The organism is Celerinatantimonas diazotrophica, assembly GCF_004339545.1.
GTDB lineage: Bacteria > Pseudomonadota > Gammaproteobacteria > Enterobacterales > Celerinatantimonadaceae > Celerinatantimonas > Celerinatantimonas diazotrophica.
The window spans coordinates 89,781-102,664 of sequence record NZ_SMGD01000017.1 but is presented as its reverse complement, the minus strand read 5'-3'; the positions used below and the strand labels follow the sequence as shown (position 1 = coordinate 102,664).

14 protein-coding genes are annotated in these 12,884 nt (G+C 45.7%); 5 read left to right on the top strand and 9 right to left on the bottom strand.

What is annotated here, in order from left to right; all coding sequences use genetic code 11:
* Nucleotides 1-98: 98 nt before the first annotated feature.
* Nucleotides 99-905 (bottom strand): 2,5-didehydrogluconate reductase DkgB, encoded by an 807-nt coding sequence (gene dkgB / locus EV690_RS16170; protein WP_131914057.1) that lies wholly within the window; start codon nt 903-905, stop codon nt 99-101.
* Nucleotides 906-1,254: 349 nt separating this feature from the next.
* On the opposite strand from dkgB, the gene EV690_RS16165 reads away from it, so the two are divergent.
* Complete coding sequence (locus EV690_RS16165) at nt 1,255-2,481, top strand: MFS transporter (RefSeq protein WP_131914056.1); 1,227 nt, start codon at nt 1,255-1,257, stop codon at nt 2,479-2,481.
* Nucleotides 2,482-2,512: 31 nt separating this feature from the next.
* On the opposite strand, the gene EV690_RS16160 is transcribed toward EV690_RS16165, so the two are convergent.
* The 5 genes from EV690_RS16160 to EV690_RS16140 all read right to left on the bottom strand — a co-directional run bounded on the left by EV690_RS16160 (nt 2,513) and on the right by EV690_RS16140 (nt 6,177).
* Nucleotides 2,513-3,229 (bottom strand): ABC transporter permease, encoded by a 717-nt coding sequence (locus EV690_RS16160; protein WP_131914055.1) that lies wholly within the window; start codon nt 3,227-3,229, stop codon nt 2,513-2,515.
* On the bottom strand, nt 3,226-3,912 hold the full coding sequence (locus EV690_RS16155; RefSeq protein WP_131914054.1) for an ABC transporter permease: 687 nt from the start codon (nt 3,910-3,912) through the stop codon (nt 3,226-3,228). The genes EV690_RS16160 and EV690_RS16155 overlap by 4 nt, the downstream gene beginning before the upstream one ends.
* 118 nt (nt 3,913-4,030) lie before the next feature.
* A complete protein-coding gene (locus tag EV690_RS16150; RefSeq protein ID WP_131914053.1) occupies nt 4,031-4,819 on the bottom strand; it encodes an ABC transporter substrate-binding protein in 789 nt (262 codons plus the stop codon).
* 386 nt (nt 4,820-5,205) lie between these two features.
* Nucleotides 5,206-5,739: an isopentenyl-diphosphate Delta-isomerase gene (gene idi / locus EV690_RS16145; RefSeq protein WP_131914052.1), complete on the bottom strand. Its 534-nt coding sequence runs from the start codon at nt 5,737-5,739 to the stop codon at nt 5,206-5,208.
* A gap of 15 nt (nt 5,740-5,754) precedes the next feature.
* A complete protein-coding gene (locus tag EV690_RS16140; RefSeq protein WP_131914051.1) occupies nt 5,755-6,177 on the bottom strand; it encodes a MarR family winged helix-turn-helix transcriptional regulator in 423 nt (140 codons plus the stop codon).
* Nucleotides 6,178-6,461: 284 nt separating this feature from the next.
* Here EV690_RS16140 and EV690_RS16135 point away from each other — a divergent pair, with 284 nt between their 5' ends.
* The 3 genes from EV690_RS16135 to EV690_RS16125 are packed head-to-tail and all read left to right on the top strand — an operon-like array spanning nt 6,462 to nt 8,742.
* Nucleotides 6,462-7,049, top strand: a complete 588-nt coding sequence (locus tag EV690_RS16135) for a non-oxidative hydroxyarylic acid decarboxylases subunit B (RefSeq protein ID WP_131914156.1) — start codon at nt 6,462-6,464, stop codon at nt 7,047-7,049.
* 8 nt (nt 7,050-7,057) lie between these two features.
* Entirely contained in the window at nt 7,058-8,509 is a 1,452-nt protein-coding gene (locus EV690_RS16130) for a non-oxidative hydroxyarylic acid decarboxylases subunit C (RefSeq protein WP_131914050.1), read from the top strand.
* Nucleotides 8,509-8,742: a non-oxidative hydroxyarylic acid decarboxylases subunit D gene (locus EV690_RS16125; RefSeq protein WP_131914155.1), complete on the top strand. Its 234-nt coding sequence runs from the start codon at nt 8,509-8,511 to the stop codon at nt 8,740-8,742. Before EV690_RS16130 ends, EV690_RS16125 begins: the two co-directional genes overlap by 1 nt.
* Nucleotides 8,743-8,920: 178 nt before the next feature.
* On the opposite strand, the gene EV690_RS16120 is transcribed toward EV690_RS16125, so the two are convergent.
* Genes EV690_RS16120 through EV690_RS16110 form a run of 3 tightly spaced genes read right to left on the bottom strand, consistent with a single transcriptional unit; the run spans nt 8,921 to nt 11,717 of the window.
* Nucleotides 8,921-9,703, bottom strand: coding sequence for an ABC transporter substrate-binding protein (locus EV690_RS16120; protein ID WP_131914049.1), 783 nt, complete (start codon nt 9,701-9,703; stop codon nt 8,921-8,923).
* Between the two features lie 41 nt (nt 9,704-9,744).
* Nucleotides 9,745-10,551 (bottom strand): carbon-nitrogen hydrolase family protein, encoded by an 807-nt coding sequence (locus EV690_RS16115; protein WP_131914048.1) that lies wholly within the window; start codon nt 10,549-10,551, stop codon nt 9,745-9,747.
* Nucleotides 10,548-11,717, bottom strand: a complete 1,170-nt coding sequence (locus EV690_RS16110) for a methionine aminotransferase (RefSeq protein ID WP_131914154.1) — start codon at nt 11,715-11,717, stop codon at nt 10,548-10,550. Before EV690_RS16110 ends, EV690_RS16115 begins: the two co-directional genes overlap by 4 nt.
* Before the next feature lie 150 nt (nt 11,718-11,867).
* Between EV690_RS16110 and EV690_RS16105 the strand changes: the two genes are divergently transcribed.
* Nucleotides 11,868-12,776, top strand: a complete 909-nt coding sequence (locus EV690_RS16105) for a LysR family transcriptional regulator (protein ID WP_131914047.1) — start codon at nt 11,868-11,870, stop codon at nt 12,774-12,776.
* Nucleotides 12,777-12,884: the final 108 nt, after the last annotated feature.

Genomic DNA, 12,884 nt, shown 5'->3' with positions numbered 1-12,884 from the left:
ATGCGTTTAATTTGAACAAAATTCAACCACCAAAGGTCAACAGTCCCTAGGACAATAGCGAAAAAATACGCCACCTCAATAAGGTGGCGTTTAAAAATTTATTCATCCCATTGCGGCGCAAAATCGGGATTAGCTAGACGCTCAGCGCGCTCCAAGGTACTGATCCGTTTCATCTCTTGACCACTTAATTTAACTAAGCGCGCTTCTAAGTTCGCGGCCAAATGTTCCGGTTTGGTTGAGGAGGGAATGGTTATTAACCCTTGTTGCAGCTGCCAGGCAATCGCAACAGATGCCGCACTCGTGTGGTGCGATCGAGCAATTTCTTGCAGCAATGGATCATCATTAACCTTCCCGACAGCCAATGGCATATAACCGGTAATACGGATGTCGTGTTGTCGGCAATGCTCAATTAGCTTGCGATTTTGTAAGTATGGATGCACTTCAATCTGATTGGTCAGGATTTTCCCAGCGCCTAAAATACTCAGTGCTTGGTCAATCTGAGCCATCGTAAAATTGGAAACCCCAATAGTGCGAGTTAACCCTTGCTCTTGGGCTCGAGAAAGTTCAGTTAAATATTCCTGCATGGGAACATGGCCCGACTCATCTGGCCAATGTACCAGTAATAAGTCAACTTCACTGACCTGCAATTTTGCCAAGCTTTCTTTCACACTGGGGATAAAAGACTCTTTCGGATAATGATCCATCCACACTTTCGTGGTTAAAAAGATATCATCTCGATCGACATGGCTGTCAGCTATCGCTTGGCCAACTTGAGCCTCATTATCATAAGCCTGTGCCGTATCAATGTGCCGAAAACCAACTTCCAAGGCCATTTTAACGGAATTATAGGCATCCTCTCCTTTAAGGCGAAATGTACCAGCTCCAAGTGATGGAATCGTATTCATAGCAACTCCCATTGGTTGGTGAATGGTTAGGACAAATGACTAAATCCGTCCGTCATACCTTTTCAGGGTAAAACGCTGCCGGGGGATAATGCAAATCGTTCAGTTCGCCCCTCGATGGAGGTGCTCGCCAGCAGCGACGGATATAATGATATTATAGTTAATATAAACCTCGCTCAGTCAAGAGAGGCTGCGATACCCCCAAAGCTCCCCTTTCAGAGCAATCGCTATCAATAATCACTAGGTGAAGAAAGTTTATTTTAATGCGATCTAGCGAGAAAAATTCGTTACAATTCACTCCCAGATTTCCCCCCTTTTGATATCTCTTAACTGTTAACAGCAAGGAATAGTTATGTCCAGTGAAACCCTAGATGAACCATTAGTACACTCCCGCGGCTACCCATATAAGGCGTTAGCGGGCTCAGCCATGGGCTATGCGATGGATGGATTCGATCTATTAATCCTCGGATTTATGCTAAATGCCATCGCCAGTGGCCTAGGACTGACCAGCACTCAGGCCGGTTCATTAGTCTCATGGACTCTCATTGGTGCCGTTGCCGGAGGCGTAATTTTCGGTGCATTAAGCGACCGTTATGGTCGAGTCAAAGTCCTAACCTGGAGTATTGTATTATTTGCCGTGTTTACCGGTCTTTGTGCTTTTGCCCAAGGCTACTGGGACTTACTGATTTATCGCACCATTGCCGGGGTTGGTTTGGGTGGTGAATTTGGTATTGGCATGGCTCTGGCCGCTGAAGCATGGCCGGCTAACCAACGGGCTCGCGCCTCATCGTATGTCGCATTGGGTTGGCAAGTCGGTGTTTTGCTTGGGGCCGTCCTCACCCCCATGTTACTCCCCAGTATTGGCTGGCGCGGCATGTTTATGGTTGGCATTATTCCAGCATTTTTAGCCTGGTTTATGCGCCGTCAACTACACGAACCCGAACTATTTGCGCAAAAGCAAACCCAGCAATCATCGATGCAGCGCTTTGCACTGCTGGTTAAAGACCGTGAAACCCGCCGCATTAGTCTCGGTATTGTCATTCTGACCAGTGTGCAGAACTTTGGTTATTACGGCATGATGATCTGGATGCCCAGCTTTTTATCCAAACAACTCGGCTTTAATTTAACAAAATCATCACTGTGGATGTCGGTGACTATCCTCGGCATGATGAGTGGGATCTGGGTATTTGGCCAGTTAGCCGATCGCATCGGTCGTAAACCGAGTTTTATCCTATTCCAAACAGGTGCCGTGATCATGGTGATTGTCTATGCACTCATTAGCCAGCCAACGGTCATGCTTGTTGCGGGTGCGTTTCTAGGGATGTTCGTCAATGGAATGTTAGGCGGTTATGGTGCCTTAATGTCTGAGGCTTATCCAACTCAGGCTCGAGCAACTGCGCAAAATGTGTTGTTTAACATCGGTCGTGCAGTTGGTAGTTTCGGGCCATTGGTCATTGGTGCCCTGGCCAGTTTATATTCATTTCGGATCGCACTGGCACTACTCGCGGTGATTTATATCATCGATATTTTAGCAACGCTGATACTCATCCCAGAGTTTAAAGGCAAAGCGCTCTCATAATCTCAAGCCAGTCTTAGACTGGCTTGGTTCATTATGCAGATTGCGCAGGCTCTAAGTGTTTCAGCCAACGCCGCTCAGCTTGGCGGAACAAACCAATCAGCGAAAATGAAATACACATATAGATAATCGCGGCAATCCCAAACGCATCGAAGGTCATATAGGTCTGCGAGTTCATATCACGAGCGATTTTCAAGATATCTGGAACAGTTGCCGTAAAAGCCAACGATGTTGCATGCAGCATTAAAATCACTTCGTTACTGTATGCAGGGATTGCTTTACGTAAAGCCGATGGAATAATCACATAACGATACAATTTCCAGTTGGAAAATCCGTATGCATGCGCCGCTTCAATTTCGCCTTTGGGAATAGAGCGAATCGCTCCGGCAAAAATTTCAGTCGTATACGCACAGGTATTTAACACCAACGCTAAAATCGTGCAGCGATAACCACTTTTAAAAAACCAGTTTAAAAATTCATGGCTGCGAATCGCATCCAAAGAATACAAACCAGAATAGATAATCAGTAACTGCACATAAAGTGGCGTGCCACGAAAAACATAGGTAAATAACCACACCGGAAATTGCAGCCATTTATGTTCACTTACTCGCGCAATTGATAAACCAATTGAGATGACGAAGCCACACGATATCGAAATCACCAGCAACCACAGCGTAACTGCAACCCCGGTAAAATGATAACCATTGGTGTACAGCAACTGCTGCCAATATTGTTGAATCAGATCAATCATAATGATGGTTTTTTCAGTTCAAATTGATAACGACGTTCCAGATACCACAACACGCCATTTGAAAGCGTCGTAAGTAGCAAATAAATCGCGCCGGCCAGTACAGTAAAGAAAAACAAATTATCGGTCCCTTTCCCGGCATCTTGAGTCACCTTGACCAGATCGGATAATCCAATCAGCGACACTAGCGCCGTGGCTTTGAGCGTCACCAGCCAGTTGTTGGCAATCCCCGGCAGCGCATGACGCATCATCTGCGGAAATAAGATCAAGTGGAACACTTGCCAACGACTGAATCCGTAGGCTCTACCCGCTTCCAGCTGTCCATTAGGCACCATTAAGAAAGCACCGCGGAAGGTTTCGGTAAAATAAGCTCCATAAATAAAGCCAATCGTTAACACACCTGCGCTAAAAGGGTCAATTTGCAATGTCGGCAGCCCCAGCCAATCTGTAATCTGGTTCAGCCAAATCTGTAAGCTATAAAAGATAAGCAACATCAAAACGAGATCAGGAACACCTCGAATAATGGATGTATAAACTTGTGAGATCCCTCGGAGCAACCGGTTACCAAATAGCTTGCCACAGGCACTAATTAACCCCAACACGACAGCAACAAGCACCGAGAGAACAGATAGTTCAATTGTGATCAGCGTACCTTGCCAAATCTGACCACCATAATTATAAAACATGCACTATTCCAACTAGCTGAAAAATAATGACTCGCGATAGCTTACCAAGCTTCTTCAAAAATAAAAAACCATAGCCGCCAACCGCGGCTATGGATTGAATCAGTTTTACAAAAAAACGTTAGTTTTTCTGCGGTAAACTCACATCAACGTTTTTAAAATATTTTTTCGATAACTTATGGATAAGCCCTTGAGCTTTGACTTGAGCAATGGCTTTATTGAGTCGGCTTAACAGTGCTTTGTCATCTTTACGCAGGCCAAAACCAATCCCTGGCCCGAAAATGGCTTTATCATAAACCGGCTTGCCAGAAAAACCATATCCTTTACCCATCGGCTTATCCAGGAATCCGGCCTGGCCTGATGATGAATTAACAAGCGTTCCATCTAACCGAGAAGAAACCATATCAAAATAGACCTGAGTTTGATCTTTGTATGGAACCACATTCACACCATGGTTTTGCCAATGCTTCATCGCATAACTTTCTTGACTTGAGCCTTGCAAAACACCAATGGTTTTCCCAGCCAACGAAGCAGCTGTTGGTTTTAAACCCGAACCATTACGTACAATAAGCTGTGACGGTAACTGATAAATTGCATGCGTAAACGCAATGACCTTAGCCCGTTGCGGTGTAATATCCATCGATGAGTTAATGACATCGAATTTCTTCGCTTTAAGCGCTGGAATTAAGGTATCAAATGAGCTTTCAACCCAACTACATTTCAATTTGGCTTGAGCACAAATCGCATTGCCCAAATCGATATCAAATCCGACCAACTTACCATCATCAGTTTTACTCTCCATCGGTGGGTATTGCGGTTCCACCCCAAACTTAATGCTGGTTTGTTCTGCCAGTGCGCTAACACTACCCATAAGCGCGACGGCGGCAATCACTAACTGAGTGACTTTCATTGTGTCGTCCTTTCCTTTTATTTATACCTATTTAAAACGCAATTGCCATATTGGCATTTGCTTTACTTATCGATCAGTAAGATATTCTTACAATGTGGTTATTATATCGTACCTACTCCCACATATGCGAATAAATATTCAAAAGAAAAATATAATTATTTTAGATTTACACTTGGGCAGTCGATCACTTGGGGAAGGAATCGCATCCACATTAAACGCCTTTTGAACGCGGCGCAGTCGGTACTATTCAGGATGCGTTTAAATAAACCTGAAGGACAGGACCTGAGAGCGATTTAAGCACAGCAAATGTTTTGCCGTGTAGCATTCAACGCTGGATAAACCCCTCTCAGACGGTAGCAAAACCAATTACAAAAGGCCAACAGACCCTAGCTAATCCACAGCTCACAAGCCTGTAAAAGTGCGATCTGCTCAACCATCCACGGACTAAAAACGGTCGGCATCAGCTCACTTGCTTTGGCTAAATCGTCAGGGTTAACCCATTGGTAATCCATGACTTCATGCCGGTTTATAACCACTGGACTGATTGCCCGAGCCACCCAGATTGGGCAATACTCATATTCAACAACACCACTGACATCTTTCGCCCGGTAGCGATAATCAGCGACTAACAGTTTAGGCGTCGTGATATTCAGTCCCAACTCTTGACGGCTACGGCGCATCACCGCCTGAGGGATCGGTTCACCGGGCGCCGGATGGCCACACACCGAGTTTGTCCAAACCCCAGCCCAAGTTTTTTTACTGAATGCTCGGCGAGTAATCAGCAACTGTCCCAAACGATTTAAAATATAACAGGAAAACCCCAGATGAAGTGGAGTGTGCTGATGGTGAACATCCTTTTTACTCATCTGGCCGATGGGCTGGTGCTGTTCATTTAATAATACAACTTGCTCTGAATACATGACGTTCTCCGACAATCACCGCCCCTCTCGATGAATAAGTTTAGTTAATAATGTGGATAACTGCGCCTGATCACTCTGCGATAATTGCTGCAGGAATAATTGATCGACATATTCCCATTTTGGCTCAAGTTCATTGACCAATTGCTGCCCCTGTTCAGTTAAAAAAACAAACCGGCGGCGTCTATCTTCGGGATCAAGCTGCCGATAAACTAGCTCTCGCTGCTCTAACCGTCTTAACATTTCCGCAAGAGTCGCCTTAGAACTGACAGCGGCACTCATCAGCTCGACCTGTTCAATGCCAGGGCATTCTTGTAGTGTCCGCAATACAGCGGCCTGGGGTTTAGTCACATCTGGCATCTCTTTTTGCCAAGTTGCCGTGTGCATTTGAAACACTTTGCGCATTAAGTGAAATATCTCTTGGCTAACAGGTTTACTCATCCGTTCTCCTATCTTTAAAATCCGCGTTGACCCATTTCACTAAATCTCTATGCAACATAGACACTTTCGGCCTAAAAGGATATTGATTTTTACCTTTGTGGCGCTCACAATGAGGAGTAAATCGTTCTTATAAGAACATTATAATACACACCGTCGACAAAATGGATAAAAACCTTGCTCAGTGCTTCGGTTGGTATCCTCTTTAATATAGATTAAATAATAGATTGAACAACAGCTTTGCTCCCTTTAGATAGTTCTTACAAGAATGGTACAAGGAACATATGATCAAACTTATTATCGCGATGACAGGCGCAACGGGTGCCCCTCTGGCCGTAAAGCTACTTGAAACGTTGCATGACACCCCCGATGTAGAAACCCACTTGGTCATATCCAAATGGGCAAAGACCACTTTAGAGCTCGAAACTGATTATCGAGCCAGCCAAATACGAGAACTCGCCGATGTCGTCTATCGCAGCGAAGATCAAAGCGCAGCAATCTCATCTGGCTCATTTCTCACCGACGGTATGGTTATTATCCCGTGTAGCATGAAAACCCTCGCCGGGATCCGTTTAGGTTATGCCGAAGGGCTGATAGGCCGAGCAGCCGATGTCATTCTAAAAGAACAACGCAAATTGGTGTTAGTCCCCAGAGAAACACCACTATCGACGATCCATTTAGACAATATGCTAGCACTGTCCAAAATGGGCGCGGCAATCATTCCGCCAATGCCAGCCTATTATAACCATCCACAAACCATTGATGATGTGACCACACACATCGTCGCTCGAGTCTTAGACCAATTCAAGATTGCCCTGCCAGAAGCGAAACGTTGGCAAGGACTCAACCATTCCCCGACTAAAAACCAAAAATAAGGAATCTTATGGCTTATGATGATTTACGAAGCTTTTTAAAAGCTTTAGAGCAGCACAATCAGTTGCTCAAAATTGAAGAACAAGTGAAAGCAGAACCCGATATTGCAGCTGCAGCTAATGCGACTGGACGGATTAGCAATCCAGACACGGCCCCAGCATTATTTTTTAACAATGTGGAAGGCTTTAACAGCGCACAAATTGTGATGAACACCTTAGGGTCATGGTCTAACCATGCAATTGCGATGGGGTTGTCTGCTCAAACCAGTACCAGAGCCCAGATTGATGAATTCATCCGTCGCTGGGACAACTACCCGGTTGCCCCAGAACGTCGTGAGCAGGCGCCGTGGTCAGAGAACACTGTTGATGGCGATGACATCAACCTATTTGAAATTCTACCACTGTTCCGCCTTAATGATGGCGATGGTGGCTTTTATCTGGATAAAGCGAGTGTCGTCTCACGCGACCCAACCGATCCTGATCATTTTGGCAAACAAAATGTGGGCGTCTATCGCATGCAAGTCAAAGGCAAACGCAAACTTGCATTGCAGCCCGTCCCAATGCATGACATTGCGATTCACTTGAATAAAGCCGAAGAGCGAGGCGAAGATTTACCCATTGCCATTACTTTAGGCAATGATCCGATCATCACATTGATGGCTTCAACCCCCCTTCGCTATGACCAAAGTGAATATGAGATGGCTGGCGCGCTGCGTGAAAAAGCCTACCCAATCGCCACCGCCCCCTTGACCGGTTTTGATGTGCCATGGGGCAGTGAAGTGGTCATTGAAGGCGTAATTGAAGGACGTAAGCGCGAAATCGAAGGACCATTCGGTGAATTTACTGGCCACTACTCCGGGGGACGACAAATGACCGTCATCCGGATCGATAAAGTGAGCTACCGCACAAACCCGATCTTTGAATCGCTATATCTGGGCATGCCTTGGACTGAGATTGATTATCTGATTGGCCCGGCAACCTGTGTCCCTTTATACCAGCAGCTCAAAGCAGAATTTCCAGAAGTTCAAGCGGTAAACGCCATGTATACTCATGGTTTGCTGGCAATTATCTCAACCAAGAAACGCTACGGCGGTTTTGCCCGAGCTGTAGGATTACGGGCAATGACAACCCCTCATGGTTTAGGCTATGTGAAAATGGTCATTATGGTTGATGAAGATGTTGACCCATTCAACTTGCCTCAGGTGATGTGGTCCATATCGGCGAAGGTCAATCCGAAAGGCGATCTCGTGCAGTTGCCCAATATGTCAGTACTCGAGCTCGACCCAGGATCAGAGCCTGCCGGGATCACCGACAAATTGATCATTGATGCCACCACTCCGGTTGCTCCCGATGACCGCGGCCACTTTAGCCAACCCGTCAAAGATCTACCAGAAACCGCTAAATGGACTGAAAAACTCAACCAAATGCTCGCCGATCGCGCCAAAAATCAAGGAGAACAATGATGATTTGCCCACGTTGTGCTGAAGAACAGATTGAAGTAATGGCCGAATCACCGGTCAAAGGGGTGTGGACCGTTTATCAGTGTCAACACTGCTTATATACTTGGCGCTCCACTGAACCATTGCGTCGGACCAGCCGAGAACATTACCCTGAGCAATTTAAAATGACTCAGGCTGATATCGATAATGCACCCGTTGTACCAAGTATCCCCGCGCTCTTAAATGAGCAGGAATAAGTGAATAGTTTAGCCAGCTTTTTGTTAAAGGCCGCGTCATGTCAGCGCCATTCCCCGGCATCTCGCGAATGGTAGCCTCGACATGATAAAAAAATCCGATACCAAACGCTGGTATCGGATTTTTGTTCGCTTTAAAGGTGACAAACCAAGCCCTTTGTAAAGGGCCGGCTAACCCTGATTAGTGATGAATGCTCACATCCACGCCACCGAAGTACTCTTTAGACAATTTAGGAATGATTTTGCCCTGTTTTTGAATGGCACGAATCGCCTTATTCAGACGCTCTCTGAGTTTGTTGTCTCCTTTACGCAGACCGTAACCGATCCCCACACCCAAGATTTTTTTATCCACGACCGGTTTCCCAACAAACTGAAAATTTTTGCCTTCAGGCTTGTTTAAAAAACCCTCCTGGCCAGCTGTAGACATCACTAAAGTACCGTCCAGACGCCCAGAGACTAAATCATCATAAACCTGATTTTGATCTTTATAAGCAACAACATTCACGCCTTTCGGCTGCCAGTGTTTTACAGCGTACATCTGTTGAATAGACCCCTGTAACACCCCGATATTTTTGCCTTTTAGCGATTTAGCATTGGGTAGCAGCGCCATCCCTTTATGCACAATCAGCTGGGTAGGAACCTGATAAATAGGAATCGTAAAATCGATCGCTTTAGCACGCTGGGCGGTGATATTCATCGCCGAGTTGATGACATCAAATTTACGGGCGTTAAGCGCTGGGATCAGTGTGTCAAACGCCCCTTCAACCCAGCTGCATTTAAGATTCGCCTGTTTACAGATGGCATTGCCCAACGCAATGTCAAAACCAACCAACTTGCCATCGGGAGTTTTACTTTCAAATGGTGGATATAAAGCTTCCAAACCATAACGGATAGAATCTTGCGCTAATGCCTGTTGGGAGAGTAATAATCCCATCACTAACCCAATAATATTGCGTAATTTCATAGTTACTCCTGTATTAAGATGGGATAGATCCCTTATGTTTGTTATAAAACCCGGTGTGAAAGTGCCGGTAGTTTCTGGCGAATCTGTGTTAAATGTTCCAGATTGAACTCAGCTATCGCCATGCCATTGCCACTGACACATTCATCTAAGATCGTCCCCCATGGGTCGATGATTAAACTGTGTCCAAATGTTTGTTTGCCCCCCGGATGGGTGCCAGTTTGCGCACTTGCCACCAAATAACATTGGTTTTCAATCGCTCTGGCTTGCAACAGCGTATGCCAGTGGGCCTGCCCTGTTGGATAGGTAAATGCGGCAGCCATACTGATCAACTCGTAAGCGCCTGGATGGCGATACAATTCAGGAAACCGCAGGTCATAACAGATACTCGTGCGCACCCGAGCAAAGTCCAGATTATAATCCGTGACTTGCCGCCCTGAAGCCAGTACATCCGACTCCTGGTAGCGAAGTGTGCCATCATCAAATCCAAATAGATGAATTTTGTCGTAGCGGCTCAAACAATCCCCTTGAGGTCCAAACAATAGCTGCGAGTTATAAACATGGTTCGCAAGCGGTGACACAATGGGCAAAGTTCCAGCGGCCAAATAAATTTGGTGACGCTTAGCAAGATTACTCATCGCTTGCTGCAGTGGACCATGACCAAACGGCTCACCTAAATCCACCCGTTGCATCTCATCTTCCCCCATCCAGTAAAAATACTCAGGAAGAACCACATAACGAGCTCCAAGGCTGGCAGCTTGGCCAACCCAATCGCTGGCGAGTGAGAGATTGGCTGCGACATCATCGCCACTGTTGAGCTGTATGGCAGCAATTAATGTTGGCTGGGTCATTCGTTGTCCTTAGAAAATTGAATCAAAGCAGCGGCTCCTTGGCGCAAGGTCTCATCATCCTTGGCAAATGACAAACGTAATATTTTCGGATCATAACCATCTGAATAAAAAGCAGACAGTGGAATCGTAGCCACATGATAGTCACGAATTAAACGTAACACGAGATCTTTATCAGCTTCATCAGTGAAAGCCTCATACCCTGCCAGCATGAAAAAAGAGCCCTGGCTCGGATAGAGCTTAAACTGAGTTGCGGCTAACGCATCGAGCAAAAGGTCTCGTTTATGCTGGTAAAATTCAGCAAGCCCCAAATAAGTCTGTGGATCTTGCATATAATCAGCAACAGCATGTTGAAATGGCGTATCTGCGGCATACATTAAAAACTGATGAACTTTACGCACCTCCGCCATAATCTCTTTTGGCGCCAAGCAATAACCCACTCGCCAGCCTGTCACGTGAAACGTCTTGCCAAATGATGAAACAATCACACTGCGCTCCGCTAGTTGCGGATGACAGGCCATGCTCATATGTTTGACGCCATCGAAGATAATATGCTCGTATACTTCATCGGAAAGAATCACGATGTTGGTGTTGGCCGTCAACGCCGCCAATTTATCGAGATCTTCAGCACTGAGGACTCGTGCCGTCGGATTATGCGGTGAGTTGATGATGATCATCTTGGTTTTTGAGTTAATCGCCGCACTTAGCTCATCCCATGGCAGCGCAAAGTCAGGGGCTTTGAGCTGAATGGGTACCGGTTTACCACCTTGCAAACGAACATTCGGCACATAAGAGTCAAAAGCAGGTTCAAAATAGATGACCTCATCACCACTATGAATCAGAGCCGTGATCGCAGCATAAAGCCCTTCACTGGCACTGCCGGTAATTGTGATTTCTTCACGGGGATCATAATGGCGTGCGTATAGGTTGGCGACTTTCGCACTGAGTAACTCTCGCAGCGTTGCGATGCCATCGGCCGGAGAATACTGGTTAAAACCATTTCTCATCGCTAGGGTGGCACCATCAATCAACTGAGGGCTCACCTTAAAATTAGGCGCCCCCTGTGACAGGTTGATCGGTTTATATTGCTCTACTAACGCGCCAATCACACTAAAAATGGTGGTCCCGATATCGGGTAATTTAGAGGCTACGGAGACGGCCGAAGGCAGTGCCATAATAACTCCTTAAAATAAATAGAAACGCACACCAATCTTTACAATTTGTATAGATAATCAAAAATTATGCTGTTTTATTCATTAGAACGAAGTTCTATTGTCTTAACAAACAAGTTATGAGCATAATAGCCATGAGAAAAACGCATGGCTATAACGATAATGACAGAGACCCCAAAAAGACGAACGCCCCCTTTTTATGCAATGTATGTTTTTACTGTTGCGGCAGAACATCTGAACCTGACTCGCGCAGCAGATGAATTGTGCCTTACCCAAAGTGCGGTCAGTCGTCAGATTGCTGGATTAGAAGAGTTTCTCGGTATTCGGTTATTTAGCCGCCATGCTCGCGGACTCACCCTAACTCAGGACGGTAGTCAGCTACTTGGCCAATATCGCCAAGCTTTTACGCAACTTCGAGAGGCTCACCAATTGCTGGAACAAGCCCAACAAACACAAGTTCGGCTCAAAGCCCCCACTTGTGTATTGCGCTGGCTGTTACCCGTATTAATGCAAATCGAACAAGAGCTGCCGCATTATCAAGTCAACCTGCAAACCTATCACAACCATAATTTAAGTCCGTTTCAAGATAACGCCGACGCGGTGATTATCTACACCAACAAAGCGGTACAAGTTCCACACCTAAAACTCTTCGAAGAATATATTATCCCCGTTACCCATCCGAACCTCGGCAAACTTAGTTCGACAGCCCACTGGCTTGACCAAAATTTCACGTTTTTGCATCCCACCGAAGATGGCAAAGATTGGCAACTCTGGTTAACGAATACAGCGCTAAGTTATCGGCCCAAACGCAACCAATACTTTCAAACGATGGATCTAGCCATTAATGCAGCCTTGCAGGGATTTGGCGTCACACTTGCCGATCCGAACCTCATCACGGAGGAACTTAATACCGAACGTTTAGTCCAAATTGATGCACAGTCGGTGGCAACCGGGTTTAGCTATTACCTAATTTATTCACATTGGGCCGAAGAAAAATTACGGCCGTTAATTACGGCGATAAAGAAACGTTCCTGTAGCACCAACGTTGCGGGCTGAAACATTTAACCAATTTAATTGTTCAAATCAGTTACAAACAATTTACCATTTTCACAAAATTTGCTGTACATCAAACATTTTCTGCTCAAGCAGTGCCAAAATCAGTCC

What these genes read in the sequence shown, in the direction of transcription:
- dkgB (WP_131914057.1), bottom strand. Translation starts at nt 905, where the DNA reads ATGAATACGATTCCATCACTTGGAGCTGGTACATTTCGCCTTAAAGGA.
- EV690_RS16165 (WP_131914056.1), top strand. Translation starts at nt 1,255, where the DNA reads ATGTCCAGTGAAACCCTAGATGAACCATTAGTACACTCCCGCGGCTAC.
- EV690_RS16160 (WP_131914055.1), bottom strand. Translation starts at nt 3,229, where the DNA reads ATGATTGATCTGATTCAACAATATTGGCAGCAGTTGCTGTACACCAAT.
- EV690_RS16155 (WP_131914054.1), bottom strand. Translation starts at nt 3,912, where the DNA reads ATGTTTTATAATTATGGTGGTCAGATTTGGCAAGGTACGCTGATCACA.
- EV690_RS16150 (WP_131914053.1), bottom strand. Translation starts at nt 4,819, where the DNA reads ATGAAAGTCACTCAGTTAGTGATTGCCGCCGTCGCGCTTATGGGTAGT.
- idi (WP_131914052.1), bottom strand. Translation starts at nt 5,739, where the DNA reads ATGTATTCAGAGCAAGTTGTATTATTAAATGAACAGCACCAGCCCATC.
- EV690_RS16140 (WP_131914051.1), bottom strand. Translation starts at nt 6,177, where the DNA reads ATGAGTAAACCTGTTAGCCAAGAGATATTTCACTTAATGCGCAAAGTG.
- EV690_RS16130 (WP_131914050.1), top strand. Translation starts at nt 7,058, where the DNA reads ATGGCTTATGATGATTTACGAAGCTTTTTAAAAGCTTTAGAGCAGCAC.
- EV690_RS16125 (WP_131914155.1), top strand. Translation starts at nt 8,509, where the DNA reads ATGATTTGCCCACGTTGTGCTGAAGAACAGATTGAAGTAATGGCCGAA.
- EV690_RS16120 (WP_131914049.1), bottom strand. Translation starts at nt 9,703, where the DNA reads ATGAAATTACGCAATATTATTGGGTTAGTGATGGGATTATTACTCTCC.
- EV690_RS16115 (WP_131914048.1), bottom strand. Translation starts at nt 10,551, where the DNA reads ATGACCCAGCCAACATTAATTGCTGCCATACAGCTCAACAGTGGCGAT.
- EV690_RS16105 (WP_131914047.1), top strand. Translation starts at nt 11,868, where the DNA reads ATGGCTATAACGATAATGACAGAGACCCCAAAAAGACGAACGCCCCCT.